Genomic DNA, 25,230 nt, shown 5'->3' with positions numbered 1-25,230 from the left:
TTCAGGGTCAAGGAACGCTCAAGCGCGTGTTCAAACGGCCCTGCATTGGCCGCAGCAAATGTTGCGTCGCGCTCACGACGCCGCACAAATGAGCCAGAGACTGTACATCAGTGAGCAGCAGCCCGTGTGTCAGTCTTCGGCGACCGGCCGCTGCACGGGCTTGAAGGTGATCGTCTTGTCCGCATTGCGAACCACATCAAACTCCCGGCGCCGTGGGTGCTGAGCCACGCACAACTCACCCAGTCGAGTCACCTCATACCCCAGACCGTTCTCGACGAACTCCAGCAACGCTTCCCGCTTCGGTCGGTACTGAGGAACGCTGTCGCCCCACACCTCAAACACCAGGTGTGGGAAATCGCTGCGCTCGATGGTCTGACGCGCTCCCTTGAGCACCTCGAATTCCAGCCCTTCGACATCGATCTTGATCAGGTCGACACGGGGCAGGTCAAGGGCATCGATGGATGTCATCTGCACGGTTTCAACCTGGCTTGACTGCAATGGCAGCCGCCCTTTGAAGCCCTGAATCTCCCGGTCAAGCGACAAACTGCCGAGGTTGGCATGCGAGCCTACGTCCAGCACGGGCAATTCGATCTGCCCGACCGCCTCGCCCACTGCCAGGCGCCGCGCATCGCAATGCGTGAGCCCGTTGGCGAACAGGTTGGCACACAGCTGGAAGAAAACCATCTTCTGGGGCTCGAATGCCAGCAGGCGTCCGCCTCTGGCACCCAGCCACTTCCCGACAGGTACGGCAAAAGCGCCCATGTTGGCGCCGATATCCAGCACCACGGGCATGCGTACGCGCTGTAACAGCATGGAGGCCAGTTGAAGGGTTGCCGGCTCCCACACCCGCCCGGCACCCAGGTGCTGGTTGATCAGGTCGGGACCGTTGTGCACCAGGTAGTTGACGCCGCCTGTGGACTGCATCCGCACGGAGAAAGCCCGAGGCTTGCCTGCGCCCTTGCTGCCATGGCGCGTCAGATCCACCTTTCCCACCACCTTGCGTTGGCCTCCCGTCATGCAGCAGCTCCGGCCTTTCGCATGTGGGGCACCACCAGCTCGGCCATCCGCTGAGCGAGCGCAGGTGGCCAGTCATGCCCCATGCCTTCAATGATCTCCAGCTGGGAGCCCGAAATGCGTGCCGCTGTATCCTGACCACAGGCCAGAGGCACCATTCTGTCTGCATTGCCGTGTATCACCAGCGTCGGACATTGCACCTGCCGGAGCAACCGGTGTCTTCCAGTATCACCCATGACGGCCAACAGCTGCCGGAGCACACCCTTGGGGTGATAGCTGCGCCGAATCGAGGCCAGCATCCGGGCGCGCAACTCTGCTTCGTCCTGCGGGTATCCCGGGCTGGCCAGCAGACGCATCGTATCCATCAGCTGATCGACCAGATCTTCCGGGTCGCGACTGCGTGGAGGTCGAAGCATGGCCTGCAGGATCTGCGGGTCCGGCCCGGGGAGATCGGGCGCGCCACTGGAGCTCATGATGCTGGTCAGGCTGTGCACCCGATCCGGACAGTTGGCCGCCAGATGCTGGGCCACCATGCCCCCCATGGAGACGCCCAGCAGGTGCGCGCGCTCAATATCGAGCGCATCCATCAGTCCCTTGACGTCGCGCGCCATGTCCGAGAGCTTGTACGGTGCGTGGACCTGCATGCCGAGGCGCTTGCGCACCACTTGCCATGTCAGGTTTGGCAAACGCAAATGATCCAGATGAGATGACAAGCCGATATCGCGATTGTCAAACCTCAGGACTCGGTATCCGCTGTTGATGAGGCCCTGAACCAGCAACGGCGGCCACGCCGTCAGTTGCATCCCCAAGCCCATGATCAGCACGACGGCTGGCGCAGAGTCACGCCCCTGCACCTCGACCTCGAACTCCAGCCCGTTGGACGGCAGCTTCATGAAAACTGCCGCTCACGCAACCATTTGGTCGCCACCCACTTCTCTCCCTGCGTCACGGGCGAGCCGCCGTGAAGCGTGCGTGTCGACGGGTGAGGCTTGCTGTAATTGAAGAACACCGCATTGCCTTTTTGCGGCGCCACTTCAAGCGAAACGTCGGGAAATATGGTGCCCCCGCCCAGCGCCGGGTTGTTGAGGTACATCACCATCGTGCCCACGCGCTGCCCTCCGCGCTTGGTGATCGCCGGTGTACCGGGCTCATTGGGGTCGAAGTAGTCGTAATGCGCCTTGTACTCGGCGCCTTCCTGATAATTGAGCACCTGCAGACCCTCGCCGTTGACCTCCGGCCAGTTCAACAGGCGTGCAATGCGCGACTCCACGGCGGAGATGAGTTCGCTCTCTCCGCGAGAGAAAAACATGCCGTCGCTGGTGCGGTCGGGGTTGAGCTCCTCTCCTCCGGTTTGGGTCGCCACTGTCAATGAACGTTTCATGCGGGGAACGGCCGCTTCGACCAGGGCATCACACTCCTGGTCGCTCAAAAAACCACCCAGAACCACAATGCGCGGCACCCGCATGGCCAGCAAAACTTCAACCTGCCTGTCGCCCAGATCCAGTATGCGAGGGGAGGTCTCGAGGTCGACGTCTGGCATGGCCTTGGTGGTCACGGAAACACCGGACATGCGCCTGCCGCCCACCTTGGGGGCGGGGGCCGCTTCGCGCCCCTCGCTGAGGGTGCGCAGATAGTCGCTGAGCGTGACCTCCAGGGCCTGCTCGGCCACGGACTCCTGCCAGCCCGCCTTGATCATGGCCTCGATGATCTTCTCCGGAGGGAAGCCGGCCGCTGCCTGGTCAACGATCCAGTCACGAAGCTCGGGCGTGATCGCCTGCTGCGCGGATTGGGAGGAGTTGTTCGAGGCAGTCATGGGCTTAACTGTAGCGGATCGTGCGAATCGTTTGATCGGGGTCAACCCGTCCGGTCGCGCCGGAAGACCAGACGGTCGCCTTCGGACGCTGCGGGCGAGAACACATAGCCCTCCAGATCAAACTTCTTGAGCTGATCCACCCGGGTCACTCTCTTCTGCGTGGCGTAGCGCATCATCAGGCCGCGGGCGCGTTTGGCCATGATGCTCACAATGCGGTAGCCATCGCCTTTGCGCTCTTCAAAGACGCAGGTCACCACCCGTGGATTGAGCGCCTTCTTGTCGACGGACTTGAAGTACTCCTCACTGGCGAGGTTGACCACCACATCGGTGCCCTGCTCTTTGGCACGTTCGTTGAGGTAGTCGGCGATCCGGGTGCCCCAGAACTGGTACAGGTTCTTGCCTTTCTTCGTGGCCAGGCGAGTCCCCATCTCCAGCCGGTACGGCTGCATCCTGTCCAGTGGTCGCAGGACACCATACAGGCCACTGAGAATGCAAAGATGCGCCTGCAACCATTCGAGCTGTTTTGCCGTCATGTGCGGTGCATCCAGTCCTCCGTACACATCGCCGTCAAACGCCAGCACGGCCTGCTTGGAATTGCGCCCGGTAAAGCGGGGACTCCAGGCTTCGTATCGCGCTGCGTTGAGGCCCGCCAGTTTGTCCGACAGGCTCATCAGCTCGGCGATTTGCTGAGGTGATTTCTCGCGCAGAACGCCAATCAGTTCCTTGGCCTGGGGCACAAAAAGTGGCTGGGAGTGGGTATCGATCGGGGCCGGCGTCTCGTAATCGAGCGCCTTGGCAGGAGACAATAGAAACAACATGCTCGAAATCCTTTATCAGGACGATTATCTTGCAGTCGTGAACAAGCCCTTCGGCTTGCTGGTTCATCGCACCGGCCTGGACGCTGGCGAGACCCGATTTGCACTGCAGATGCTGCGCGATCAGATCGCTCGTCAGGTGTGGCCGGTGCACCGTCTCGACAAAGGCACCAGCGGGGTGCTGGTGTTTGCGCTGAACGCCGATGTGGCGCGAACCATGGGCCAATGGTTCGAGGCCGGCGGCCAAATGCAAAAGCGCTACCAGGCCATTGTTCGCGGCTGGCCACAGCCGGCGGAAGGAGAAATCAACCACCCCTTGAGCCGCATGCCCGATGACGCACGGGCGGGCCGGGAAGAGGTGCAGGAAGCCAGCAGCCGATTTCGCGTTGAGCAGCGACTGAACCTGCCTCTGCCCTACGGAACGTTCGAGCAAACGCGGTGTGCCCTCGTGTCACTGTGGCCGGAAACGGGCAGGCGGCACCAGTTGCGCCGCCACATGAAGCACATCGCCCACCCCATCATCGGCGACAGCACCCACGGCAAAGGCCCGCTCAACCGCGACGTGGCGGGTTTTCTGGGCCAGGCCCGCCTGTGGCTGCATGCCCGGACTTTGTCGCTGCCTCATCCGGTCACCCAACAAGCCTTGAACTTCGAAGCGGAACCGGGCGCGGAATGGGGGTTGTGGATGCCTTTCGCACTCCAACCGGATGCCTGAGCCGGCTCCGTAGCGGCGTGCGAAAAATCAGCTGACGAGATCCAGCCGCAGGCTTTCGAGCGTTGCAGCGGGCACGTTCAGGGTCTCGGCACACGCCTCGAGGTCACACCCCAGCGTCACACTGGCGCCGCCCAGCACCGCGTCTCTGAAACCTTGCGGCAATTCGAAACGCAAGTAGTGCACCGCGCTCGTTTTGCTGGCGGTGCTGCGGTCCAGGTCTTCGTCGGCCACGGCGAACACTTTGTCCTGACCTGCCACCTCAACAAAGAGGCGGTGCTCCACGCCCACCAGGCGCGAGAGCGCAGCACGGCGCTCTTCTGGGCTGGAGAAGCCCAACAGCAAAGTGGCTTTCCAGTTGGTGCCGGTTGGAACCAGTGGCGCATAAGCCGCCACTTCATCAGCGATGCCTTCGGCCGTGAAAATCCGCTCGACCCGCAGCATCTCCTGCACCTGATAACGCATGGTCAACTCGCTCTCGAACTGCAGCGTCAGGTGATCGCCAAGGTCGAGGCTTCGCAAACGGCGGTGCGCCATCATGGCCGGCTTGTGCTCGCGGCGCCAACGGTCGTAAGCCTCCAGTGTCATGAGGTTGTCTGGCGCAATGCCGCCGTGCAATTCCATGCCCATGGCGGCCGCCTGCGCGGCCAAGCCGTCGCGGTCGGTCATTCTTCGAATGCGTCCAGTGCGCGCTGATAACGGTTGGCGTGGGAGCGCTCGGCCTTGGCCAAGGTCTCAAACCAGTCGGCCACGTCCGCAAAGCCTTCTTCCCGGGCGATCTTCGCCATGCTGGGGTACATATCGGCGTATTCATGCGTCTCGCCAGCAATGGCAGCTTCGAGCACCTGACGCGTGTTGCCAATCGGCAGGCCAGTGGTCGGGTCGCCCGACCCCTCCAGAAACTCCATGTGGCCATGGGCATGACCGGTTTCACCTTCCGCCGTCGACCGGAACAGCGAGGCAATGTCTGCCTGACCTTCGATATCGGCCTTGTTCGCGAAATACAGGTAACGGCGGTTGGCTTCGGACTCCACTGCAAACGCATCCTTGAGGCATTGCTCGGTCCGGGATCCCTTGAGTTCGGGCATATCGGGTCTCTTCAATCGTGGGTGGGCCGTCATGCGGCCCATGTCTTGTTCTCTGGGACAAATTGGACCACGTTTTGGCCCCACACCGCTCATACCTGGCTCCAGGCCCCTGCCTTTGACTCAAAAGGTCGAATAAAATCAAGGACTTTCCCCAGCATTCCCAGCGGCATCCCGAGCGATGCCGCCTCCTTTTTCTGGCGCCAGCCCCATGACCGACGCACTGCAACAACCCGCCCTGGAATCCTTGTCCAAATCCTTCGAGCCCGCCGCCATCGAGGCGCAGTGGGGCCCTGAGTGGGAGAAGCGTGGTTACGGCGTCGCGGGCTTCCGCGGAACCGGCGAGCCAAAGGCCGGCGAGCCCGGCTTTGCCATCCAGCTGCCGCCGCCGAACGTGACCGGCACGCTGCACATGGGCCACGCCTTCAACCAGACCATCATGGACAGCCTCACCCGCTACCACCGCATGATGGGCTTCAACACCGCCTGGATTCCCGGCACTGATCACGCCGGCATTGCCACGCAAATCGTGGTGGAGCGCCAACTGCAAGGCCAGGGCATCAGCCGCCACGACATGGGCCCTACGCCTGAAGAGGCGCGCAAGAACTTTGTCGCCAAGGTCTGGGAGTGGAAGGAGCAGTCGGGCAACACCATCACCACCCAGATGCGCCGCATGGGCGATTCGGTGGACTGGACGCGCGAATACTTCACCATGGACGACAAGCTGTCCACGGTGGTAACAGACACCTTCGTCAAGCTGTACGAGCAAGGCCTCATTTACCGTGGCAAGCGCCTGGTGAACTGGGACCCTGTGCTGATGTCGGCCGTCTCGGACCTGGAAGTGGAGAGCGAAGAAGAAGACGGCAGCCTCTGGCATATCGCCTACCCGCTGGTTGACGGCAGCGGCCACCTGACCGTGGCCACCACCCGCCCCGAAACCCTGCTGGGTGACGTGGCCGTGATGGTGCACCCTGAAGACGAGCGCTACAGCGGCCTGATTGGCCAATATGTGCGCCTGCCGCTGTGCGACCGCGAAATCCCGGTGATTGCCGATGAGTACGTCGACCGTGAATTCGGCACCGGTGTCGTCAAGGTCACCCCCGCACACGACGCAAACGACTATGCCGTGGGCCAGCGCCACCAGTTGCCCATCATCGGCGTGCTGCACCTGGACGCCACCATCAACGACAACGCGCCCGAGAAATACCGCGGCATGGACCGCTTCGTGGCCCGCAAACAGGTCGTGGCCGACCTCGAAGCAGCAGGCCTGCTAGTCGAGGTGAAGAAGCACAAGCTGATGGTGCCGCGCTGCGCCCGAACCGGCCAGGTGGTGGAGCCCATGCTGACCGACCAGTGGTTCGTGGCGATGAATAAAGCCCCCACGCTCCCCGCTGCGCGTGGTTCGCTGCCCCCCGAGGGGGCTGGCTCCAGCTTGGGGCGGCCCGGCGCTGAAGCCGACTTCGGCAACGACACCCGTTCGATCGCTCAAAAAGCCATAGACGCCGTCGAAAGCGGCGAAGTGAAGTTCGTGCCCGAGAACTGGGTCAACACCTACAACCAGTGGATGAACAACATCCAGGACTGGTGCATCTCCCGCCAGCTGTGGTGGGGCCACCAGATCCCGGCCTGGTATGACGAGCAAGGTGAAGTCTATGTCGCACGCGACGAAGCCGAGGCACAAGCCAAGGCTGGCGCTGGCAAGACCCTGACCCGCGATCCGGACGTGCTCGATACCTGGTATTCGTCGGCCCTCGTGCCGTTCTCCACAACCGGTTGGCCACAGGCCATGGTGCGCGAAGAACTCGACGCAGAGAGTGACTACAACCTCTACCTGCCCAGCAGCGTGCTGGTGACGGGCTACGACATCATCTTCTTCTGGGTGGCCCGGATGATCATGATGACAACCCACTTCACCGGTCGCGTGCCGTTCAAGCACGTCTACATCCACGGCCTGGTGCGCGACGCGCAGGGCAAGAAGATGTCGAAATCCGAAGGCAACGTGCTGGACCCGGTCGACCTGATCGACGGCATCGACCTCGCCCCACTGCTGGAGAAACGCACCACCGGTCTGCGCAAGCCCGAGACGGCACCCAAGGTCCGCAAGGCAACCGAGAAAGAATTCCCTGAAGGCATTCCGGCCTACGGTGCCGACGCGCTGCGCTTCACTTTCGCCGCACTCGCGTCGCTCGGTCGCAGCATCAACTTCGACTCCAAGCGCTGCGAAGGCTATCGCAACTTCTGCAACAAGCTCTGGAACGCCACCCGTTTCGTGCTGATGAACTGCGAAGGCCAGGATTGCGGCCTGAACAACCACGAAGCCGCGGCCTGCGCGCCGGGTGGTTACATGGACTTCTCGCAGGCGGACCGCTGGATCACCTCCACCATCCAGCGCGTGGAAGCCGAGGTGGCCAAAGGCTTCGCCGAGTACCGCCTGGACAACGTCGCCAACGCCATCTACCAGTTCATCTGGGACGAGTTCTGCGACTGGTACCTGGAGATCGCCAAGGTCCAGATCCAGACCGGCGACGAAGCCCAGCAGCGCGCCACGCGCCGCACCCTCATCCGCACGCTGGAAACCATTCTGCGCCTGGCCCACCCCATCATTCCATTCATCACGGAAGAGTTGTGGCAAAAGGTCGCGCCGGTGGCAGGCCGCGCTGGAGAATCGGTCAGTGTGGCCGCCTACCCGATCAGCCAGCCAGAGCGCATTGATGAACAGGCCGAAGCCCATGTGGCCAAGCTCAAGAGCATCATCGACGCCTGCCGCGGCCTGCGTGGCGAGATGGGCGTGTCACCGGCCCAGCGCTTGCCCATGTACGTGGTGGGCGACAACGCGTTCATGGAAAAGATGGCGCCGGTGATCCAGGGCCTGGCCAAGCTCAGCGAGGTCAAGGTGTTTGCCGATGAGGCCACCTGGGCCGCCGAAGCGCAGGCAGCTCCCGTGGCCGTGGTGGGTGCTGGCGACGCCATGGCACGCTTTTGCCTGTTCATGGAAATCGACGTCGAAGCTGAGAAGGCCCGGCTGGGCAAAGAAGCCAAGCGCCTGGAAGGCGAAATCGCCAAGGCCAATGGCAAGCTGTCCAATGAGTCTTTCGTCAGCAAGGCGCCGCCTGCCGTGATCGAGCAGGAACGAACGCGTCTGGCCGACTTCTCGGCCTTGCTGGAAAAAGTGCGAGAGCAACTCAAGCGGCTGGGCTGACGCCCCGAGGGCCGGACCGTGCGCAGGCTCGGCCCCCTGCACGGCGGCATGCGGCACCGCCAGTGCAGTGAAGTGGGGTCAGCCGCGATCCCGGCCGAGTTTCTTGATCACCTCAAGCGACGCCCACTGCGAGGGCGTCGCCGCCTGCGGATCTGTGTACTCGCCATGATCCGAATGTGAGAAATCACTGGTCGGCCCATCCATCCTGCCCGCCTCCGGATTCAGGGTCTCATGAATGCGATACGCCACATACCAGCTGGCCCTGAGTTTTGCCTCGCGCGTGTGGGAGCCCAGGCGTGGCGTCAGGTGAAGGTTGGGAATACCGAACAAGGGCGTTCCCTCCGCAGCAAACGCCGGGTTGGCACCATCGAGCAGGCAGGCATCGATGCGTCCATCCGTCAGCGCCAGAGCCAATGCCTCCGAGTCAAACAACGAACTGCGGGAGACCCCCACCCACAGCTGCCCCGGCTTGCAATGGTTGAGCATGCGCTCGTTGATCCAGCCCCGGAAACGCTGGGCATAGACCACTTGCAATGAGACGGCGTCAGAGCGCTCGAGAAGCTCGTTGACCGAGACTGCCTCCACGCCGAGACGTCGCCAGATCGGTGCCGCGTGATGCACCGCCGGGTCATAACCGATCAGGCGCACGCCCAGCGACTTGAGCATTGGAGCGAGTGTGTGTGCCACCGGTGCCAGCCCCAGCAAGCCGACGGTACTGCCGGCCAGCTCACGCCCCATCCGCACTTCGGCCAGCCTGCGTCCCAGCAGCGCACTGACCATGCCGCGTCGGTACAACATCAGCAAGCCATAGAGCAAATACTCGGCATTGGAGCGCACGGTAGCGCTTCTGGCCTGTACCACGCGAACGCCGCGCTTCCTGCAAGCGGCCATATCGGTGTTGTCGCTGGAGACCTGCATGCGAGCAATCAGCTTCAGCTTCGGCGCAAAATCCAGAACCGCTTCGCTCACGATGACTTGGGGAGGCAGCACGACCGCTCGCGTTTTGTAGAGCTGCCGTTTGAATTCGCCCGGATCGTCTGCCAGCTCCGGCAGGTAACTGACGTCATACTGCGCCTGAAGCCACTTCAAGGCCTCAGGAACAATGGGATCGATCAGCAAAATATCCATCAGTTGCCAGGGGGCCGAAGTGTCGGGACAGTCCACTGCCCGAGCCTCTCACCCATGCCGGCACAGGCCGGCTTGATTCGTGTCAGCGGCGCTTGATCACCGAAATGAAATCACCGCCCACGGTTTCCTGGTCCACCAGCTCGTTTCCCGTCTGTTTGGCAAACGCCTGGAAGTCACGCACCGAGCCTGCGTCGGTCGCGACCACGCGCAGCAACTGACCCGACTGCATTTCTGCGAGCGCCTTCTTGGCCTTGAGAATGGGCAGGGGGCAGTTCAGGCCCCGAGCGTCGAGTTCGCGATGTGCTTCCATGTGAGAATTTCCTGTTACTGAGCGTATTTTAATCAGCTACCCATTTTGCCAACGGGTAATTTCACTGATTGCCGACACCCTTTGGGGGCTCTGGCGGCGCCATGAATTGCGGCTCGACGCCTCTGGAACGAAGCCATGAGGCCAGCGCCAGGCCTGTCCCCATGGGCCAACAGCGCACATCCTCCAATGCAAAAAGCTTGTACTCGGAGAGCTCCGGTGAAAGCCGAACTTCGCCGTGAGCCTTGGCGTGATAGGTGATCAAGACCTGGTTCATCCGGAGAAACTCGTTGACACCGACCAGCTGCAGTGCGTCCACTTCCAGTGCCGTTTCCTCCGCGATTTCCCGCCGGATGCCTTCCTCGGGGGACTCGCCAGCCTCCATGAAGCCGGTGATCAGCCCGAACATGCGCTGCTCCCAATTGGCGTTGCGTGCCAGCAGCACCTTGCCATCGAGCTCCACAATGGCCGCCAGCACAGGGGTGGGGTTGTTCCAGTGCGTATAGCCACAGGCAGCACACCTCAAGCGCGTCTTGGCGCCGCCGTCTTCCTGCTCTTCAAGCCAGGTCAGTGCAGCTGCGCATTGGGGGCAAAAACGAAATTCATCCGACATCGGGCACAGGCTCCTTCTGATGCGTCAGGCAGGAAACACGCCGGTGGACAGATAGCGATCACCCCTGTCGCACACGACAAAGGCAATCGTCGCATCCTGGCATTGAGCGGCCACCTGCTGCGCCACCCAGCAAGCCCCGGCGGCGGAAATGCCGGCAAATATGCCTTCTTCCCTGGCCAGCCGCCGACACATCTCTTCTGCGTCCGACTGGCTCACATAGACAAGTTCGTCAACATGGGTGGGATCGTAGATCTTGGGCAGGTATTCCTGCGGCCATTTGCGAATACCGGGAATGCGCGAGCCTTCCGCCGGCTGGGCACCGACAATCCGGATGGCAGGGTTTTTCTCCTTCAGGTACCGGGAGACGCCCGTGATGGTTCCTGTTGTGCCCATGGCACTGACAAAATGCGTGATCTTGCCGCCGGTCTGCTCCCACAACTCCGGGCCGGTCGTCTCATAGTGGATTCGCGGGTTGTCACCGTTGGCAAACTGATCAAGCACGCGCCCCTTGCCTTCACTGGCCATCTTCTCTGCCAGGTCACGCGCGTACTCCATGCCCCCACTCTTGGGCGTGAGCACCAGCTCCGCGCCAAAAGCCTTCATGGTCTGTGCCCGCTCGATGGAAAGGTCTTCCGGCATGATGAGCACCATCCGGTAGCCCTTGATGGCTGCGGCCATCGCCAGCGCAATGCCAGTATTGCCGGATGTCGCCTCGATCAGGGTGTCACCGGCCCGAATGTCACCACGCTCTTCCGCGCGACGAATCATGGATACGGCTGGCCGATCCTTGACCGACCCCGCAGGATTGTTGCCTTCCAGCTTGCCCAGTACCACGTTTCCACGTGACTCGTTCTCCTGCGCGCCTATGCGCTGCAGGCGCACCAAAGGTGTTTTGCCGATGGCGTCTTCAATGGTCGAATACATCATCCTTGCACTGTGCCATAATTTCGGTCTGTCTGAGATGCCGCCGGAGTGGCGAAATTGGTAGACGCAGGGGATTCAAAATCCCCCGCCAGAGATGGTGTGCCGGTTCGAGTCCGGCCTCCGGCACCACGACAAGAGCTCTTCTGCCATGCAGAGGAGCTTTTTTTTGCCCCACGAGAGGGTTCATGAGAGCAGTTTTACTGCCGGTCAAGCTCTTCCTGAAGCATCTGTCCGTAGATTCGCGGCAGCACTGAGCTCATCTGGTTGGACTCGGACCCATAGCCCAGACTGGTCCATGTGCCCGAAAGCCGCTTGAACACCACCTCCACCTCGCCATTTTGCAGGCGCCCGGCAATGTCCATGCCCCAGGCCTTTTCGTCTGCCAGCCACTGCATGACCACCGTATCCTGATCGACCGGGCCGAACGGCAGCACACGGGGATCGTCACCTGCGTTTGCGGTCCCTGCGGCAGGGTGATACCGCTGTGCCAGCTCCATCCAGGTCGCGTGCAGCAGCTGATAGCGGCCTGCCGCCGTGGAGCATTTCCCCCTGTTCGGACCGGCATGGATGGCCATGCACTGGTTGGGGTGCTGATCCAGTGAACCCACCGTCTCGCCGCCATGCAGCACGTGGTAAGGATTGGGCACATTGGCCTCACTGGCAGAGATGGTCCGCATCAGGGCGCGCAAATGAGGGTCGCCTCCAGAGATGCTCAAGCCCCTCGTACCAGGCAGAAAGGCAGCCGGCCAGTACCACCATGCAGCGGCCAGCACGCCGGCCGCCACCACGGTCAGGGACAGACTCCACAGCAGAATACGGTTGAATGTGGTGCGCAAGCTGATCAGGCTTCCGTGAAGATGGCGCACTGGAGAGAGGAGCCCATGACGGACCGGTCCTTCCGATGCTGACACAATGGATGCAAACACCATCATCATCTCAGAAACCCGATCGTGCTACTTCCCGCTCTCGCCGTCATCACCGGCCTCGCCCTGCTGGTCTGGAGTGCAGACGCATTCGTGGATGGCGCTGCAGCGACTGCGCATCATCACAAGGTCCCGCCCCTGCTGGTGGGCATGGTCATCGTCGGGTTTGGCACATCGGCACCCGAGCTGGTCGTCTCCACACTCGCTGCCCTGGACGGGACACCTTATCTGGCGCTGGGCAACGCCTGGGGGTCCAACATCGTCAACATCACCTTGATCGTGGGCGTCACAGCCTGGATCGTGCCCATGAAGGTCGATTCCAAGGTATTGCGCAAGGAAATGCCCCTGCTCATCGTGATGACGGCACTCGCCGCCGGTCTGGCCATCGACGGCCAGCTCACCCGCTGGGACAGCAGTATTCTGCTGCTGGTGTTCCTCACCATGTTCGGCTGGTCCATCGTCGAAGGCCGGCGCAATCGCGGAGACACCTGGGGCAAGGAAACTGCCGCGGGGATCCAGGACATCAAACTGACCAAAGGTCAGGCGCTCAACAAGCTCGCCATGGGGCTTCTTGTCCTCATTGGCAGTTCACGCATGCTGGTCTGGGGCGCAGTTGAAGGCGCACGAGCATTGGGCATCAGCGAGCTGATCATCGGTCTGACGATTCTGGCACTGGGCACCTCATTGCCGGAGCTGGCCTCATGCATTGCTGCCGCAAAGAAAGGCCAGGATGACATTGCGCTGGGCAACGTGCTGGGCTCCAACATGCTGAACACGCTCGCCGCTGTCGGCCTGGCCGGCGCGATTTCGCCCTTCTCCCTGGAGGCAGAGGCCATCGAGCGGGACCTGCCTGTGATGGTTGTGCTGACCGTCACATTGTTCATCATGAGCCTTGGCTGGCGAGGGCGGCAGGGCCGCATCAACCGATACGAAGCTGCTGCGCTGCTGCTTGCCTACCTGGCCTACACAGGCTGGGTGCTCTCCAGCTTGCGGGGCCACACTCTGCCCACCTGAGCAACGCATGTTATCGGCCCCTGCTCGGCTCAGCCTTGCTTCAGTCCGTCGATGACAGTGGGATAGACAAGCCTCAACCCCAGCTCATTCTTCATGCGCTGGTTTCGCAGCCGTCGCGATTCGCTCATGAAGCTCAGTTGCATGGGCGAGACAGCGTTGACCGCTTCCTTTCGTGACACCCTGGGCGGGCGTTGCAGGCCATACAGGTCAGCAGCGGCGTCAAAGTAGTCACCCATCTTCATCTCGGTATCGTCCGTGACGTGGAAGTTGCGCTGAGCCCCTCCCCGCCAGAGCGCCAGCCAGCAGGCTCTGGCCAGATCATCGGCATGGATGTGGTTGGTGTAAACATCATCCGCCTGGGCCAGCACTGGCGTCCCCTTGAGCAGCCTCTCGCGCGGCGTACCACCTGCACGATCGTTTGCATAAATGCCGGGTATGCGCAAAACCCGCGTGGAGACGCCTGCGCGCAGGCCAAACCCATGCCAGTGGTTCTCGGCATCGACGCGACGGTGGCCGCGGGGGGTCTGGGGCTGGCATGACGCCGTTTCGGCCAGCCATTGGCCTTGCCTGTCCCCATAGACCCCGCTGGTCGACCCGTATACGGCTGAAGCCGGGCGGCTGCGGCGAACCAGCGCCCTGGTGAGCGCACGGGTCCGGGGATCGTGAATGGCCGACCGGTCGTCAGCAGGCGGTGGCGCCAGATGCAGGATCCGCGTGCCCAGTCCTGCCAGGCGCCTGAGGCTTGCCGGCACATCCAGGTTGCCAAGCAATGGCTCGAGCCCGGCTGCCCTCAAGCTGTCGACGCGCTCGGGGCTGGAAGTCAGCGTCAGCACGCGCCGCCCGCCAAAACGTGAAGCGATGGCCGCCACCCGTAGCCCGACGTCGCCGCAACCCACGATCAGCAGACGCTGCCGACGAAAGCGCGAGGGCAAGGCACCGAGGGGCATGTGGGTCGTGACAGCCATGGTTTCAGGACAATTTGCGACAATAGACAGGTTTGCATGACGGGCCGGCGCTGTCGCCCGCCCTCGACAACCCAGGAAGAGAAGCCCGAGTATGACATTCAGCATCACCGTGACCCCGAGCGGCCGTCAATTCAACACCGAGGATGGCGAAACCATTCTGGCCGCCGGCATTCGTCAAGGTATCGGTTTGCCGTACGGTTGCAAGGACGGAGCATGCGGCTCTTGCAAATGCAAACTGGTCTCGGGTGTGGTCAAGCATGGTCCCCACCAGGAGAAGGCGCTGAGCGCCCAGGAAGAGACCAACGGGTTCGTTCTCACCTGCTGCGGCGTCGCCCAATCAGACGTGACGCTGGAGTCGCGCCAGGTGGCCGAGGAAGGCGCATTCCCCATCAAGAAAATGCCCGTGCGAGTCAGCGGCATGGAGAAGGCATCAAGCGATGTCATGCTGGTGCAGTTGCAGCTGCCGGCCGCCGACACGTTCCAGTACCATGCCGGCCAATATGTCGAGTTCCTGCTGCGCGATGGTGACCGCCGCAGCTACTCGATGGCGAATGCGCCGCACACGCAAGCGCAGAAACCATCACTGGAGCTCCATATTCGTCACATGCCCGGCGGAAAATTCACCGACCACGTCTTTGGCGCGATGAAGGAAAAGGACATTCTTCGCGTCGAAGGACCTTACGGCGGCTTTTTCCTGCGCAAGGACAACGAAAAGCCGATCATTTTCCTGGCCTCAGGCACTGGTTTTGCGCCCATCAAGGCCATCATCGATCACATGCAGCACGAAGGCATCGACCGTCCCGCCACCATCTACTGGGGAGGCCGACGGCCTGCCGACCTGTATCAGGCTGCATGGATCGATGAGAAACTGGCAGCCATGCCCAAGCTGAGCTATGTGCCAGTGATCTCAGACGCCTTGCCTGAAGACCAGTGGACGGGTCGCACCGGGTTTGTCCATCTGGCTGTGCTGGAAGACCACCCGGACCTCTCGGGTCATGAGGTGTATGCTTGCGGCGCTCCGATCGTGGTCGAGTCGGCCCAGAATGACTTCACCGCAAAGGCTGGCCTGCCGGCCGAGGCCTTCTTCGCTGATGCATTCACCAGCGCCGCCGACAAGGCTGGCGAATGAGGACCAGGCGCTACTGGCTTGCTTCAGCCAGCAGTGCCTTGACATCTGCTGCCAGCTTGTCGGGGCCACTCGCATAGCGGTGGTAGAGACGAATACGGCCTTCGGTGTCGTAGACATAGCTACCAGCCGAGTGGTCCATCGTGTAGCTGGTCGGCGTAGGACCCGCCACCTTCTTGTAGTAGATCCGGAACTGTTTGGTCAGCTCGGGCAGTTCTTCCGCAGTGGCATGGAGTGCCAGAAAAGCAGGATCGAAATTGCCCATGTAGGCCTTCATGATTTCCGGGGTGTCGCGCGCAGGGTCAACGCTGACGAACAGGCCCTGCATGTTCTCGCCGTCCGGCCCCAGCAGCTCCTTGGCAGCCGCCAGTTCACTCAGTGAGGTGGGGCACACGTCAGGGCATTGCGTGTAGCCAAAGAACACCACCACCACCTTGCCCCGAAAATCCGCGAGGGTACGCACCTGTCCATTGTGGTCAGGCAGTTTGAAGTCCAGTGCATAGTCTGCACCGGTGATGTCCACACCGTTGAAACTCGCACCCGATCCGGTGCCGCCTTCCTTGCCGTCACACGCAGTGAGCATGGCTGCTCCCAAAGACAGCCCAATGGTCAGGGCCATCCGGCGCATCAGGCGCACAGAGAGCAAATGGTCGAGAGTCGATCGTGTCATACGGGTCTCCAGCTTTCCGGTGTCAGGCGATCAGGTAGTGATCCAGCAGCAGCGCGGCGAACAGCAACGACAGATGGATCAATGAGAAGCGGAAGGTCTTGCGCGCCAGCGCATCCGAATAATTGCGCCACAGTGCAAACGCGTACCCGGTGAACCCGATGCTCAGAGCCACTGCCACCACGAGGTACAGCCAGCCGCTCATGCGCATCACAAAAGGCATGAGGCAGGCTGCAAACAGAATCAAGGTATAGAGAAGAATCTGCAGCCGCGTGAAGGCAGAGCCATGGGTCACCGGCAACATGGGCAGGCCGGACTTTCGATAGTCTTCCACCCGGTAGAGCGCCAGCGCCCAGAAATGCGGCGGCGTCCACAGGAAGATGATGAGGAAGAGCATCAACGCCTGCGGCGTGACCTCTCCGGCCATGGCAGCCCAGCCCAGCACGGGTGGCATGGCGCCGGATGCCCCACCGATGACGATGTTCTGCGGCGTGAGCGGCTTGAGCACCACGGTGTAGATCACCGCATAGCCCACAAAAGTCGCGAACGTCAGCCACATGGTCAGGGGGTTCACCCACACATAGAGGATCGCAGAACCCAGCGCACACAGCACCGCAGAGAAAGTCAGCGTCTGCGGGTTGGTGAGTTCACCCTTTGCCGTCGGGCGCCAGGCGGTGCGCTTCATCTTGGCATCGATCTGTTGCTCGACGACGCAGTTGAATGCGGCAGCGGCCCCAGCCACCAGCCAGATGCCCAGACAGGCCAATGCGCCTACCCAGACTTGCTGCCAACTGGGCACACCCGGCACGGCGAGCACCATGCCAATCAGGGCGCAGAAGACGATCAGCTGGACCACGCGCGGTTTGGTCAGTGCATAGAACTGCCGCCACGTGGAAGGCATGACTGCAGCAGGAGCGGAAGAAGCGGAAGACATCGGTCAGGGAAAACTATACGTATTCGAGTTCGGGTTCGAGTGCGAGTTCGGATTCAGGTCAGGGCCCCGGTGGCTCGCTGCACAGGCGTCACGCTGGGCGAACCCATTGCACCGCGATAGCGGACAAGCGATCCGGTCAACACCATGACCAGAGCGGCAGCACCCCCTGTGTGAGCCACGGCTGCCAGCAGGGGCCAGTCAAGAATCACATTGGACAGGCCTGTGAGCAACTGCCAGGCCGCCAAAGCCAGCAGCGCGTTGGAAAGCCCGCGTGCGATTGGCTCACGGCGAAGACGCCACCCCAGCCAGACCAGCGCCACCAGCACGGCATACGCCATCAGGCGGTGCACATAGTGGATGGCTGTGAGAGCAGCAAAGGTGATCGGTTGTCCGCTGCCATCCATGCCCAATGGACGCCACAGGGTAAAGCCGTCGTCAAAATTCATGGCGGGCCAAAAACTGCCCTGGCAGGCGGGAAATTCGTTGCAGGCCAGAACGGCATAGTTGGTGCTGACCCAACCGCCCAAGGCAATTTGCAGCCAAACCATGCCGGTCACCACCGCCAGCGCCCACCACCAACGCCCTGCACCCATCAGCTGCGGCGCCGGCAACGGCTGAACGGTCTGCACCCTGAGCAAGGCAATCAATATCAGACCGCCCAGCAAATGCAGGGTCACGATAGCTGGAAACAGCTTCATGGTCACCGTCAGCGCACCAAAAGCACCCTGCAGGCAGACCCACACCAGGGTAAAGGTTGCCCACCAAGGTGAGAGAGGGAGTTGGCGCCTTTGCCGCCATGCCATCACCGTCAACGCGATGATCAGAACACCCACACCTGTGGCCAGGTAACGATGGATCATTTCCACCCAGGCCTTGGAATGGGTCACAGGACCTGTCGGCATGGCTTCCTGCGCCTGGGAAATTTCTGCATGTGCCCCCACCGGGCTCGCGCTTCCGTAACAACCAGGCCAATCGGGGCATCCCAGACCGGAATCGGTCAGGCGGGTGAACGCACCAAACAGCACCAGATCAAAGGTCAGAAACAAGGTGAGCACAGCCAGGCGCTGGTAGCGCTGGTCGCCTGAGGCGTTTCGGTGGCGCAGCCACAGCCAGGACAACGGCGCCGCTGCGAGCAGGAGGCCAAACCCCATCATCCAGAGGATGGGTGAAAGGTCGTAGAGCGACTGGCTTTCCATACCGGTTGAACTGCCTGCGTTACTCGCTGTCCGAGGGACGCCCTGCCTGGTCCCAGAAAGCCGAAGCGCGCATCAATCGCTCCAGGTCCTTGCGCACCTGCTTGTGATCCATGTCGGCGGGGAAACGCAGCATCCAGTTGCCCATGGGGTCGACCAGATAGAGGTGATCGGACAGCTGCTGACCAGGTGCAGGTGCCAGCCACTGGGCCAGCGCCTGCGAGTCAACTTTCAGTGCCACGCCTTGCTCCAGAGCGGGTCGCAATTCGTCCCGGATAGCCTCATCGCCCGAGTAGAGCAACACCCAGTCAAGGCGATCCTTGTTCTTGCCCAGCATCTCCCGCAATTGCCGCTGCAGATACAGGTGCTGCTCACATGGCTGGCCGCACTCGCGGTCAGCCACACTGATCAGCAACCATTGGTCCTTCAGGCTTGCCAGCGGCACAGTGCGACCTTCCAGGTCTGCCCCTGCCCAGGCGGGCAGCGGGCGCTGAGGGTCAATCAACTGGCCATAGCTGCTGGTCGCTCCCGGACGCACCACGTAGTACGTGAAATACGACGCGATGACGGGCGCGGCGCAGATCAGGAAGAGAACAATCATCTTCCATCGGCCACTGCGGGTACGCGCAATGTCGTCTGCCATCTCGGCCCCGGGTCTGGGCAGAGTGTGGACCGTCATGGTCAGTGGAGAGTCAGTCGTGCCCGTGCGGGCGACGTTGGCGTCGGGGTTGGATGAATTGGAACCAGACATAGAGAAATGCCACCAGGGCACACAAGCCAAACCACTGCGCCGCGTATCCGTAGTGCTTGTGCACATCGGCCTCAAAGCGCGGCCAGTCGCGCTTGAGCGCACTGGCTTCGTCCCCGGTTTGCTGGAGGGACAGTTGGGTGAACAGCGCCAACCCGGTTTCGCGGGAAAAAGCGCCCAGATCGATATTTTGCCGGATTGGTCCTTCTTCAGACTCGCCCAGCTCGAAATAGTGCGACGGCGGAGGAGACAATCTGCCTGACACCGTCACGTCTCCTTCCGGCAAGGGCAGATCCGGGAGGCGCTTCCTATCCTGAAAGTCGCGCGGGATCCAGCCTCGCTGCACCATCAGGGTAGCGTCCTTGCCGGCCAAGGTCAGCGGCGTTACCACCAGATACCCTGGGCGCCCATTCATGGTCCGGTTGTCCAGGTAGATCGTATGCTCTGGCACCCATTGGCCTGTGACGGACGCCGGGGTGTAATGCAAGCCTTGCATATCTGCAGACTGGAACAGGGCAGCATTCGCTATCGGTGCAGCATTCCATTGCGCGTCGATGCGTGCCTGGAGATCCGTTTTCTGTTGGGCACGACCCAATTGCCAAACACCAAGACTGGCGGTCACGCTGACCGCAACCAGGGCGGCGAGTGTCACCAGCCAGAAGCGGAGCGAGCGTTTTGGCGATGCGGATTCCATCATGTCAGTCTGACTCAACGTGGGTTGATCTGGGCTGAACACGCCCAAAAGCCGGGATAATGGAACCCATGAAATACCTCGTGATTCTGGCGTTCATTGCAATCATTGGCAGTCTGGTCACCGCGCTGGTACTCATGATGCGCGGCGGTCAAACGGCCGAAGACAGCACCGAGAGCAGCGCTCCGCCTCGCAGGAAGGGCAACATGGCGACTGCGCTTGCCTTTCGCGTCGGCTTCTCCATCCTGCTGTTCCTGATCGTGCTGTTGAGCTACTGGATGGGCTGGATAGAACCCACAGGAATCAAGCCGGGACAATAAATCTCGCCACCAACCTCCAAAAGAAAAAGCGCCCAAGGGCGCCTTTTCTTTTGGGGGAGTGCCTGACGGCACTCCCCGAACCCGATGGCATTACATCCAGTAAACCAGGATGTACAGGCCCAGCCAGACCACGTCCACAAAGTGCCAGTACCAGGCAGCGCCTTCGAATCCGAAGTGACGCTCGGTGGTGAAGTGGCCTGCATGCAGACGGAATGTGATGAACAACAGCATCAGCATGCCGACAAACACGTGGAAGCCGTGGAAGCCGGTGAGCATGTAGAAGGTCGACCCGTAGACACCGGACGAGAGCTTGAGGTTCAGGTCAGCGTAGGCGTGTGCATACTCGAAGCCCTGCACGAACAGGAACACGATACCCAGCAGAACCGTCATCCACATGAACATGATGGTCTTGCCACGGTTGCCAGCTTGCAGTGCATGGTGAGCAATGGTGAGCGTGACACCGGAGGTCAGCAGCAGTGCGGTGTTGATGGTGGGCAACCACAGAGCGCCAACAGTCTGGAACGGCTCCACAATCCCTGCCGGAGAAGCGGTCGCACCGACTTGATTGCTGGGCCACACGGCAGAGAAGTCAGGCCAGAGCAGTGCATTTTCGATATTGCCCAGCTGTGGCACCGAGTGGGCACGCGCCCACCAAAGGGCCGAGAAGAAAGCGCCAAAGAACATCACCTCGGAGAAGATGAACCAGCTCATGCTCCAGCGGAAGGAAATGTCGATCTTTCGGCTGTACTGACCGCTCTCGCTCTCGCCCACTGCTTCACGGAACCAGGCAAAAAGGACGGCAAGCCAGAACACCAGCCCGCAGAGCACGGAGTACATGCCCCAGGAAGCACCGTTGATCCACTGACCAGCGCCGAGGATCACAAAGAAAAGGCCGGTGGCCGACAACACAGGGTAGCTCGACAGCCCTGGGACAAAGTAGTAAGGCGTCGTGCCGTGACTTGCTGCTGACATGGGATCTCCAGAAGTACGCTAGATGATTGTTATGCGAAAAATATGAACCGTCCGGACTGCTGCCACCCTGTCAACCGGCTATCCAGTTGACCAGGACAATCAGTCCGACCACAAATACAAATGCCATGACAATACCCATGGCGATCAGGTGGAGGGGATTGAGTTCGGCAATATCGCGCTGATAGTCAGCACCCTTGCGCACCCCCAGAAACCCCCACAAAACCGCCTTGAGCGTGCCGACGAACGAGCCCTTGCGCCGATGGATTGGCGTGTTCTCGGTCATGAGCGACTCGCTGGCAGAGACCGCACGACCTGTCCCGCATCGGCACTGCTCTGAGGTGCCGGTGGCACCGCGGCGCCGCCCACTTCAAAGAAGGTGTAGGACAGGGTGATGGTCTTGACATCCTTGGGCAGCTTGGAGTCGATCACAAAGGCGACGGGCCATTGCTTCTTCTCACCGGGCGCAAGAGTGTATTGATTGAAACAGAAGCACTCGATCTTGTTGAAATGAGAGGCTGAGACTTTCGGCGCGTAGCTCGGAATCGCCTGGGCGGCCATGGTCCGGTCCTGCACATTCTGGAACTCGTACATGACGGTGTTGAGTTCGCCGGGATGCACTTCCAGTGTCCGCACGGCAGGTTTGAAATGCCAGGGCCCGCGGGCATTGGCATCAAACTCGACCGTGATGGTGCGGCTGGTGTCGACCTGGGTGTTTTCAACACCGCTGGCACGAACGCCGCCCGGTCCTTCGAGTTCGATCAAGGCCAGAACGTTGACACCGGTGACCTCGCAGATGGCCTTGTACATGGGGACCAGCGCGAAGGCGAAGCCAAACATGCCCAGCGTGATCACACCGAGCTTGCCGACCATCTTCAGGTTATCGCGCTTGACCATGTTCCGGAACTGCTCTTTCAGACGTCAGAAGGACCGACGAAACATCAAACGCCGATCAGTGCGCGTTTGAGCACAAAGCCCAGCGCAAAGATCAGTGCAACAGAGGCCAGCGTCAGCGCCAGCTTCACGTTTTTCCGTCGGAGTTCGCGATCGCGGTCCTGCATCATTTCAACTCAGTCAAATGGGCCAGATCAGCCGACCACACGGGTAGCGGTTTCGTCCAGCTTCGGTGGCGTTTCGTAGGTGTGGTGAGGTGCTGGGGAAGGAACTTCCCACTCCAGACCTTCAGCACCATCCCAAGGCTTCTGGGAAGCAGGCTGACCTTTGCCACGCATCACGGGAATGACGATGAACAGGAAGAACAGCAGCTGCATCGTGCCGAAGCCGAAGGCACCGATGGAAGACAGCATGTTGAAGTCGGCGAACTGCATGGGGTAGTCGGCGTAGCGACGTGGCATGCCGGCCAGACCCAGGAAGTGCTGAGGGAAGAAAGTGACGTTGAAGAAGACCAGCGACAGCCAGAAGTGCAGCTTGCCCAGCGTCTCGTTGTACATCACGCCGGTCCACTTGGGAGCCCAGTAGTAGAAACCACCGAACAGTGCAAACAGGGAGCCAGCCACCATGGTGTAGTGGAAGTGCGCCACCACGTAGTAGGTGTCGTGCAACTGCTGGTCCAGCGGCGCCATCGACAGGATCAGACCGGTGAAGCCGCCCATCGTGAACACGAAAATGAAGCCCACGGCCCACAGCATCGGGGTCTCGAAGGTCATCGAGCCTTTCCACATGGTCGCAATCCAGTTGAAGATCTTCACGCCCGTGGGCACGGCGATCAACATGGTGGCGTACATGAAGAAGAGCTGACCGGTCACAGGCATGCCGGTGGTGTACATGTGGTGCGCCCACACGACGAAGCTCAGGATGGCAATGGAGCCGGTGGCATACACCATGGAGGCATAGCCGAACAGTTTCTTGCGTGAGAAAGCCGGGATGATCTGGCTGACGATACCGAAAGCCGGAAGAATCAGGATGTACACCTCGGGGTGACCGAAGAACCAGAAGATGTGCTGGTACATCACCGGGTCACCACCGCCAGCCGGGTTGAAGAACGCGGTACCGAAGTGACGATCGGTCAGGGTCATGGTGATGGCGCCTGCCAGCACTGGAATGACGGCGATCAGCAGGTAGGCAGTGATCAGCCAGGTCCAGGCAAACATCGGCATCTTCATCAGCGTCATGCCAGGGGCGCGCATGTTGAGGATGGTCACGATGATGTTGATCGATCCCATGATGGACGAAGCACCCAGGATGTGCATCGCGAAGATGGCAGCGTCCATGGAAGGGCCCATCTGCAGGGTCAGCGGCGCATACAGCGTCCAGCCAGCAGCAGGCGCACCGCCGGGCATGAAGAATGCCAGGGCGATGATGATGGCCGCCGGGATCATCAGCCAGAAGCTGAAGTTGTTCATGCGGGCAAAAGCCATGTCGGACGCACCGATCTGCAGCGGCAGCATCCAGTTGGCGTAGCCGACGAAGGCCGGCATGATCGCGCCGAACACCATGATGATGCCGTGCATGGTCGTGAACTGGTTGAACAGCTCAGGGTTGACCAGTTGCAGGCCTGGCTGGAACAGCTCGGCACGAATGCCCAGCGCCAGCACGCCGCCAAACATCAGCATGGCAAAAGAGAACAGCAGGTACAGGGTACCGATGTCCTTGTGGTTGGTGGCATACACCCAGCGGCGCCAGCCGGCTGGCGCATGGTGGTGGTCGTGTGCGTCGTGATGATCAAGAACTGCACTCATGGTTTTTCCTTTGAAGCTCTAATCCTGTTGCTGGCAAGCGCTCATTAACGAGCGGCAACCACCTCGGCGGGTTGAACCACCTGACCGGTCTTGTTGGACCAGTTGTTCTTCGCATATGTCGCGACAGCGGCAATGTCTGCATTCGACAGGTGTGTCCACGGCGGCATGCCGCCATTGCCTGCCCCATTGAGCACGACCTGCAGCATCTTGGCAGCATCTGCATCTGTCACGATGGCAGAGCCGTCCAGCGGCTTGATGGCGCCAGCGCCCTGACCATTGGCCTGATGGCACGCAGCACAGTTGTTGGCATAGACCTTCTCGCCCTGCGCCATCAGCTCGTCCTGAGTCCACTCTTTGCTGGTGTCCTCTGCAGGAGCAGCAGCGGCAGGCGTGGCCTCAGCCACCTGAGCGGCTTCTGGCTGCTGCTCGGCCACCCAGGCACTGTAGTCTTCGGCAGAAAGCACGCGCACATGAATAGGCATGTAGGCATGTTCCTTGCCGCACAGCTCGGCACACTGACCGTAGAAGTCGCCGGTGCGATTGGCCATGAACCAGTTGTCGCGCACGAAACCGGGCACCGCGTCCTGCTTGACGCCCAGTGCTGGAACCATCCAGGCGTGGATCACGTCGTTGGCAGTGGTGATGATGCGGACCTTCTTGTTGACAGGCACCACCAGTGGGTTGTCGACCTTCAGAAGGTAGTCATCGGTTGGAGGCAGGTTGCCGCTGTTGGACAACTGACGGTGGGACACGTCCAGGGTGGAGAGGAAGTTGATGCCCTCACCTTCGCCCTTGAGGTACTCGTAACCCCACTTCCACTGCATGCCGACAACTTTGATGGTCAGGTCGCTGCCCGTGGTGTCTTTCTGGGCGACGACGTACTTGGTGGCCATCATGCCCATGATCACGACGATGATGAACGGAACAATGGTCCAGCCCAGCTCCACCCAAAGCGGCTCAGGCAACTCTTGCGCCTGATGGCCAACCGACTTGCGGTGCTTGATGATGGAATAGAACATGACGCCGAAAACCAGCACGAAGATCACGGCGCAAAGCGCCAGCATGATCCAGTGCAGGCCATGAAGGCCTTCAGCCACGTTGCTCGCAGCTGGCTGGAAGTTCAGGCCATTGACGGCAGGGCCACCGGGCAAGTCATTGACTTGCTGAGCGGCGGCGCCCATCACTGCTCCGACGCTCAGGCCAAGGGCGGCAGCACTGTTGCGTGCAGCCATCCAGCGGGCGCGCAAAGGTTGTCCCGTTTTCTTCATCGTAGTCACGTTTTACGCCTCAAATATAAGCATTGATTTATATCAATGCCGATTACAACAAACTTTCATCAGAGCAACCGTCAGGGATAACCCACAAGAGGCC

Annotated in this window: 28 protein-coding genes and 1 tRNA gene; 6 read left to right on the top strand and 23 right to left on the bottom strand. The window is 61.1% G+C overall.

The window, feature by feature from the left end:
• Positions 1–129 precede the first annotated feature (129 nt).
• Genes ABWV89_RS07180 through yaaA form a run of 4 tightly spaced genes read right to left on the bottom strand, consistent with a single transcriptional unit; the run spans position 130 to position 3,645 of the window.
• Positions 130–1,017, bottom strand: a complete 888-nt coding sequence (locus tag ABWV89_RS07180; protein ID WP_353395527.1) for an FkbM family methyltransferase — start codon at positions 1,015–1,017, stop codon at positions 130–132.
• Positions 1,014–1,907 carry an alpha/beta fold hydrolase gene (locus ABWV89_RS07175; protein WP_353395525.1) on the bottom strand — a complete coding sequence of 298 codons (894 nt, stop codon included), beginning with the start codon at positions 1,905–1,907 and terminating at the stop codon, positions 1,014–1,016. Before ABWV89_RS07175 ends, ABWV89_RS07180 begins: the two co-directional genes overlap by 4 nt.
• Positions 1,904–2,827, bottom strand: a complete 924-nt coding sequence (locus tag ABWV89_RS07170) for a 2OG-Fe(II) oxygenase (protein ID WP_353395523.1) — start codon at positions 2,825–2,827, stop codon at positions 1,904–1,906. Before ABWV89_RS07170 ends, ABWV89_RS07175 begins: the two co-directional genes overlap by 4 nt.
• A gap of 41 nt (positions 2,828–2,868) precedes the next feature.
• Positions 2,869–3,645, bottom strand: a complete 777-nt coding sequence (gene yaaA, locus ABWV89_RS07165; RefSeq protein ID WP_353395522.1) for a peroxide stress protein YaaA — start codon at positions 3,643–3,645, stop codon at positions 2,869–2,871.
• On the opposite strand from yaaA, the gene ABWV89_RS07160 reads away from it, so the two are divergent.
• On the top strand, positions 3,644–4,357 hold the full coding sequence (locus ABWV89_RS07160; RefSeq protein WP_353395520.1) for a pseudouridine synthase: 714 nt from the start codon (positions 3,644–3,646) through the stop codon (positions 4,355–4,357). The two genes, yaaA and ABWV89_RS07160, sit on opposite strands and share 2 nt — an antisense overlap.
• A 27-nt stretch (positions 4,358–4,384) precedes the next feature.
• Here the strand turns inward: ABWV89_RS07160 and ABWV89_RS07155 are convergent, their stop codons facing one another.
• A complete protein-coding gene (locus ABWV89_RS07155; RefSeq protein WP_353395519.1) occupies positions 4,385–5,023 on the bottom strand; it encodes a DUF3501 family protein in 639 nt (212 codons plus the stop codon).
• Positions 5,020–5,442 (bottom strand): rubrerythrin family protein, encoded by a 423-nt coding sequence (locus ABWV89_RS07150; RefSeq protein WP_353395517.1) that lies wholly within the window; start codon positions 5,440–5,442, stop codon positions 5,020–5,022. Before ABWV89_RS07150 ends, ABWV89_RS07155 begins: the two co-directional genes overlap by 4 nt.
• A 208-nt stretch (positions 5,443–5,650) precedes the next feature.
• Here ABWV89_RS07150 and ABWV89_RS07145 point away from each other — a divergent pair, with 208 nt between their 5' ends.
• Positions 5,651–8,638: a valine--tRNA ligase gene (locus tag ABWV89_RS07145; protein ID WP_353395516.1), complete on the top strand. Its 2,988-nt coding sequence runs from the start codon at positions 5,651–5,653 to the stop codon at positions 8,636–8,638.
• 78 nt (positions 8,639–8,716) lie between these two features.
• Here the strand turns inward: ABWV89_RS07145 and ABWV89_RS07140 are convergent, their stop codons facing one another.
• The 4 genes from ABWV89_RS07140 to cysM all read right to left on the bottom strand — a co-directional run bounded on the left by ABWV89_RS07140 (position 8,717) and on the right by cysM (position 11,613).
• Positions 8,717–9,766, bottom strand: a complete 1,050-nt coding sequence (locus ABWV89_RS07140; RefSeq protein WP_353395515.1) for an NAD(P)-dependent oxidoreductase — start codon at positions 9,764–9,766, stop codon at positions 8,717–8,719.
• Positions 9,767–9,848: 82 nt separating this feature from the next.
• Positions 9,849–10,076 carry a sulfurtransferase TusA family protein gene (locus tag ABWV89_RS07135; RefSeq protein ID WP_353395514.1) on the bottom strand — a complete coding sequence of 76 codons (228 nt, stop codon included), beginning with the start codon at positions 10,074–10,076 and terminating at the stop codon, positions 9,849–9,851.
• Between the two features lie 61 nt (positions 10,077–10,137).
• The gene (locus ABWV89_RS07130) at positions 10,138–10,686 is read right to left on the bottom strand and encodes an NUDIX domain-containing protein (protein ID WP_353395513.1); all 549 of its coding nucleotides are present in this window, start codon (positions 10,684–10,686) and stop codon (positions 10,138–10,140) included.
• Between the two features lie 24 nt (positions 10,687–10,710).
• Positions 10,711–11,613, bottom strand: coding sequence for a cysteine synthase CysM (cysM, locus tag ABWV89_RS07125; RefSeq protein WP_353395512.1), 903 nt, complete (start codon positions 11,611–11,613; stop codon positions 10,711–10,713).
• 39 nt (positions 11,614–11,652) lie between these two features.
• Here cysM and ABWV89_RS07120 point away from each other — a divergent pair.
• Positions 11,653–11,739: transfer RNA gene (locus ABWV89_RS07120), tRNA-Leu, on the top strand.
• Positions 11,740–11,807: 68 nt separating this feature from the next.
• Here the strand turns inward: ABWV89_RS07120 and ABWV89_RS07115 are convergent.
• On the bottom strand, positions 11,808–12,446 hold the full coding sequence (locus tag ABWV89_RS07115) for a glycoside hydrolase family 24 protein (RefSeq protein ID WP_353395511.1): 639 nt from the start codon (positions 12,444–12,446) through the stop codon (positions 11,808–11,810).
• Positions 12,447–12,560: 114 nt separating this feature from the next.
• Here ABWV89_RS07115 and ABWV89_RS07110 point away from each other — a divergent pair, with 114 nt between their 5' ends.
• A complete protein-coding gene (locus tag ABWV89_RS07110; protein ID WP_353395510.1) occupies positions 12,561–13,547 on the top strand; it encodes a calcium/sodium antiporter in 987 nt (328 codons plus the stop codon).
• 29 nt (positions 13,548–13,576) lie between these two features.
• Here the strand turns inward: ABWV89_RS07110 and ABWV89_RS07105 are convergent, their stop codons facing one another.
• The gene (locus ABWV89_RS07105) at positions 13,577–14,512 is read right to left on the bottom strand and encodes an SDR family oxidoreductase (RefSeq protein WP_353395509.1); all 936 of its coding nucleotides are present in this window, start codon (positions 14,510–14,512) and stop codon (positions 13,577–13,579) included.
• A gap of 91 nt (positions 14,513–14,603) precedes the next feature.
• Here ABWV89_RS07105 and ABWV89_RS07100 point away from each other — a divergent pair, with 91 nt between their 5' ends.
• Positions 14,604–15,641, top strand: a complete 1,038-nt coding sequence (locus tag ABWV89_RS07100; RefSeq protein ID WP_353395508.1) for a CDP-6-deoxy-delta-3,4-glucoseen reductase — start codon at positions 14,604–14,606, stop codon at positions 15,639–15,641.
• Between the two features lie 10 nt (positions 15,642–15,651).
• On the opposite strand, the gene ABWV89_RS07095 is transcribed toward ABWV89_RS07100, so the two are convergent.
• The 5 genes from ABWV89_RS07095 to ABWV89_RS07075 all read right to left on the bottom strand — a co-directional run bounded on the left by ABWV89_RS07095 (position 15,652) and on the right by ABWV89_RS07075 (position 19,877).
• Positions 15,652–16,221: an SCO family protein gene (locus ABWV89_RS07095; RefSeq protein WP_353396057.1), complete on the bottom strand. Its 570-nt coding sequence runs from the start codon at positions 16,219–16,221 to the stop codon at positions 15,652–15,654.
• Between the two features lie 109 nt (positions 16,222–16,330).
• Positions 16,331–17,206 (bottom strand): heme o synthase, encoded by an 876-nt coding sequence (cyoE, locus tag ABWV89_RS07090; protein ID WP_502903167.1) that lies wholly within the window; start codon positions 17,204–17,206, stop codon positions 16,331–16,333.
• An 86-nt stretch (positions 17,207–17,292) separates the two neighbouring features.
• Positions 17,293–18,435 (bottom strand): COX15/CtaA family protein, encoded by a 1,143-nt coding sequence (locus ABWV89_RS07085; protein ID WP_353395506.1) that lies wholly within the window; start codon positions 18,433–18,435, stop codon positions 17,293–17,295.
• Between the two features lie 19 nt (positions 18,436–18,454).
• On the bottom strand, positions 18,455–19,111 hold the full coding sequence (locus ABWV89_RS07080) for an SCO family protein (RefSeq protein ID WP_353395505.1): 657 nt from the start codon (positions 19,109–19,111) through the stop codon (positions 18,455–18,457).
• Positions 19,112–19,124: 13 nt separating this feature from the next.
• Complete coding sequence (locus tag ABWV89_RS07075) at positions 19,125–19,877, bottom strand: SURF1 family protein (protein WP_353395504.1); 753 nt, start codon at positions 19,875–19,877, stop codon at positions 19,125–19,127.
• A 65-nt stretch (positions 19,878–19,942) separates the two neighbouring features.
• Here ABWV89_RS07075 and ABWV89_RS07070 point away from each other — a divergent pair, with 65 nt between their 5' ends.
• The gene (locus ABWV89_RS07070; protein ID WP_353395503.1) at positions 19,943–20,191 is read left to right on the top strand and encodes a twin transmembrane helix small protein; all 249 of its coding nucleotides are present in this window, start codon (positions 19,943–19,945) and stop codon (positions 20,189–20,191) included.
• A 90-nt stretch (positions 20,192–20,281) separates the two neighbouring features.
• Here ABWV89_RS07070 and ABWV89_RS07065 read toward each other — a convergent pair whose 3' ends face one another.
• The 6 genes from ABWV89_RS07065 to coxB form a co-directional block, all read right to left on the bottom strand.
• Positions 20,282–21,163, bottom strand: a complete 882-nt coding sequence (locus ABWV89_RS07065; RefSeq protein ID WP_353395502.1) for a cytochrome c oxidase subunit 3 — start codon at positions 21,161–21,163, stop codon at positions 20,282–20,284.
• A gap of 70 nt (positions 21,164–21,233) precedes the next feature.
• Positions 21,234–21,446 carry a DUF2970 domain-containing protein gene (locus ABWV89_RS07060; RefSeq protein WP_353395501.1) on the bottom strand — a complete coding sequence of 71 codons (213 nt, stop codon included), beginning with the start codon at positions 21,444–21,446 and terminating at the stop codon, positions 21,234–21,236.
• On the bottom strand, positions 21,443–22,057 hold the full coding sequence (locus ABWV89_RS07055; protein ID WP_353395500.1) for a cytochrome c oxidase assembly protein: 615 nt from the start codon (positions 22,055–22,057) through the stop codon (positions 21,443–21,445). The genes ABWV89_RS07060 and ABWV89_RS07055 overlap by 4 nt, the downstream gene beginning before the upstream one ends.
• A gap of 44 nt (positions 22,058–22,101) precedes the next feature.
• Positions 22,102–22,224 carry a cytochrome oxidase small assembly protein gene (locus ABWV89_RS07050; RefSeq protein WP_353395498.1) on the bottom strand — a complete coding sequence of 41 codons (123 nt, stop codon included), beginning with the start codon at positions 22,222–22,224 and terminating at the stop codon, positions 22,102–22,104.
• A 24-nt stretch (positions 22,225–22,248) separates the two neighbouring features.
• Positions 22,249–23,859, bottom strand: a complete 1,611-nt coding sequence (gene ctaD / locus ABWV89_RS07045; RefSeq protein WP_353395497.1) for a cytochrome c oxidase subunit I — start codon at positions 23,857–23,859, stop codon at positions 22,249–22,251.
• Positions 23,860–23,903: 44 nt separating this feature from the next.
• Complete coding sequence (gene coxB / locus ABWV89_RS07040) at positions 23,904–25,127, bottom strand: cytochrome c oxidase subunit II (protein ID WP_502903182.1); 1,224 nt, start codon at positions 25,125–25,127, stop codon at positions 23,904–23,906.
• Positions 25,128–25,230: the final 103 nt, after the last annotated feature.

Source organism: Hydrogenophaga sp. 5NK40-0174 (assembly GCF_040372165.1).
Taxonomy (GTDB): domain Bacteria; phylum Pseudomonadota; class Gammaproteobacteria; order Burkholderiales; family Burkholderiaceae_C; genus Hydrogenophaga.
The sequence above is the reverse complement of the archived record's forward strand: the minus strand, read 5'-3'. Positions and strand labels throughout refer to the sequence as shown.

Excerpts from the sequence above, each read along its gene's own strand:
- ABWV89_RS07140 (WP_353395515.1), bottom strand. The coding sequence starts at position 9,766 with ATGGATATTTTGCTGATCGATCCCATTGTTCCTGAGGCCTTGAAGTGG.
- ABWV89_RS07095 (WP_353396057.1), bottom strand. The coding sequence starts at position 16,221 with ATGCTCACTGCGTGTGACGGCAAGGAAGGCGGCACCGGATCGGGTGCG.
- ABWV89_RS07175 (WP_353395525.1), bottom strand. The coding sequence starts at position 1,907 with ATGAAGCTGCCGTCCAACGGGCTGGAGTTCGAGGTCGAGGTGCAGGGG.
- ABWV89_RS07160 (WP_353395520.1), top strand. The coding sequence starts at position 3,644 with ATGCTCGAAATCCTTTATCAGGACGATTATCTTGCAGTCGTGAACAAG.
- ABWV89_RS07145 (WP_353395516.1), top strand. The coding sequence starts at position 5,651 with ATGACCGACGCACTGCAACAACCCGCCCTGGAATCCTTGTCCAAATCC.
- ABWV89_RS07075 (WP_353395504.1), bottom strand. The coding sequence starts at position 19,877 with ATGATGGAATCCGCATCGCCAAAACGCTCGCTCCGCTTCTGGCTGGTG.
- coxB (WP_502903182.1), bottom strand. The coding sequence starts at position 25,127 with ATGAAGAAAACGGGACAACCTTTGCGCGCCCGCTGGATGGCTGCACGC.
- cyoE (WP_502903167.1), bottom strand. The coding sequence starts at position 17,206 with ATGCCTTCCACGTGGCGGCAGTTCTATGCACTGACCAAACCGCGCGTG.
- ABWV89_RS07105 (WP_353395509.1), bottom strand. The coding sequence starts at position 14,512 with ATGGCTGTCACGACCCACATGCCCCTCGGTGCCTTGCCCTCGCGCTTT.
- ABWV89_RS07135 (WP_353395514.1), bottom strand. The coding sequence starts at position 10,076 with ATGGAAGCACATCGCGAACTCGACGCTCGGGGCCTGAACTGCCCCCTG.
- ABWV89_RS07155 (WP_353395519.1), bottom strand. The coding sequence starts at position 5,023 with ATGACCGACCGCGACGGCTTGGCCGCGCAGGCGGCCGCCATGGGCATG.
- ABWV89_RS07065 (WP_353395502.1), bottom strand. The coding sequence starts at position 21,163 with ATGTCAGCAGCAAGTCACGGCACGACGCCTTACTACTTTGTCCCAGGG.
- ABWV89_RS07170 (WP_353395523.1), bottom strand. The coding sequence starts at position 2,827 with ATGACTGCCTCGAACAACTCCTCCCAATCCGCGCAGCAGGCGATCACG.
- yaaA (WP_353395522.1), bottom strand. The coding sequence starts at position 3,645 with ATGTTGTTTCTATTGTCTCCTGCCAAGGCGCTCGATTACGAGACGCCG.
- cysM (WP_353395512.1), bottom strand. The coding sequence starts at position 11,613 with ATGATGTATTCGACCATTGAAGACGCCATCGGCAAAACACCTTTGGTG.
- ABWV89_RS07055 (WP_353395500.1), bottom strand. The coding sequence starts at position 22,057 with ATGGTCAAGCGCGATAACCTGAAGATGGTCGGCAAGCTCGGTGTGATC.
- ABWV89_RS07180 (WP_353395527.1), bottom strand. The coding sequence starts at position 1,017 with ATGACGGGAGGCCAACGCAAGGTGGTGGGAAAGGTGGATCTGACGCGC.
- ABWV89_RS07130 (WP_353395513.1), bottom strand. The coding sequence starts at position 10,686 with ATGTCGGATGAATTTCGTTTTTGCCCCCAATGCGCAGCTGCACTGACC.
- ABWV89_RS07150 (WP_353395517.1), bottom strand. The coding sequence starts at position 5,442 with ATGCCCGAACTCAAGGGATCCCGGACCGAGCAATGCCTCAAGGATGCG.
- ABWV89_RS07070 (WP_353395503.1), top strand. The coding sequence starts at position 19,943 with ATGAAATACCTCGTGATTCTGGCGTTCATTGCAATCATTGGCAGTCTG.
- ABWV89_RS07100 (WP_353395508.1), top strand. The coding sequence starts at position 14,604 with ATGACATTCAGCATCACCGTGACCCCGAGCGGCCGTCAATTCAACACC.
- ABWV89_RS07060 (WP_353395501.1), bottom strand. The coding sequence starts at position 21,446 with ATGACCGAGAACACGCCAATCCATCGGCGCAAGGGCTCGTTCGTCGGC.
- ctaD (WP_353395497.1), bottom strand. The coding sequence starts at position 23,859 with ATGAGTGCAGTTCTTGATCATCACGACGCACACGACCACCACCATGCG.
- ABWV89_RS07050 (WP_353395498.1), bottom strand. The coding sequence starts at position 22,224 with ATGATGCAGGACCGCGATCGCGAACTCCGACGGAAAAACGTGAAGCTG.
- ABWV89_RS07085 (WP_353395506.1), bottom strand. The coding sequence starts at position 18,435 with ATGGAAAGCCAGTCGCTCTACGACCTTTCACCCATCCTCTGGATGATG.
- ABWV89_RS07080 (WP_353395505.1), bottom strand. The coding sequence starts at position 19,111 with ATGACGGTCCACACTCTGCCCAGACCCGGGGCCGAGATGGCAGACGAC.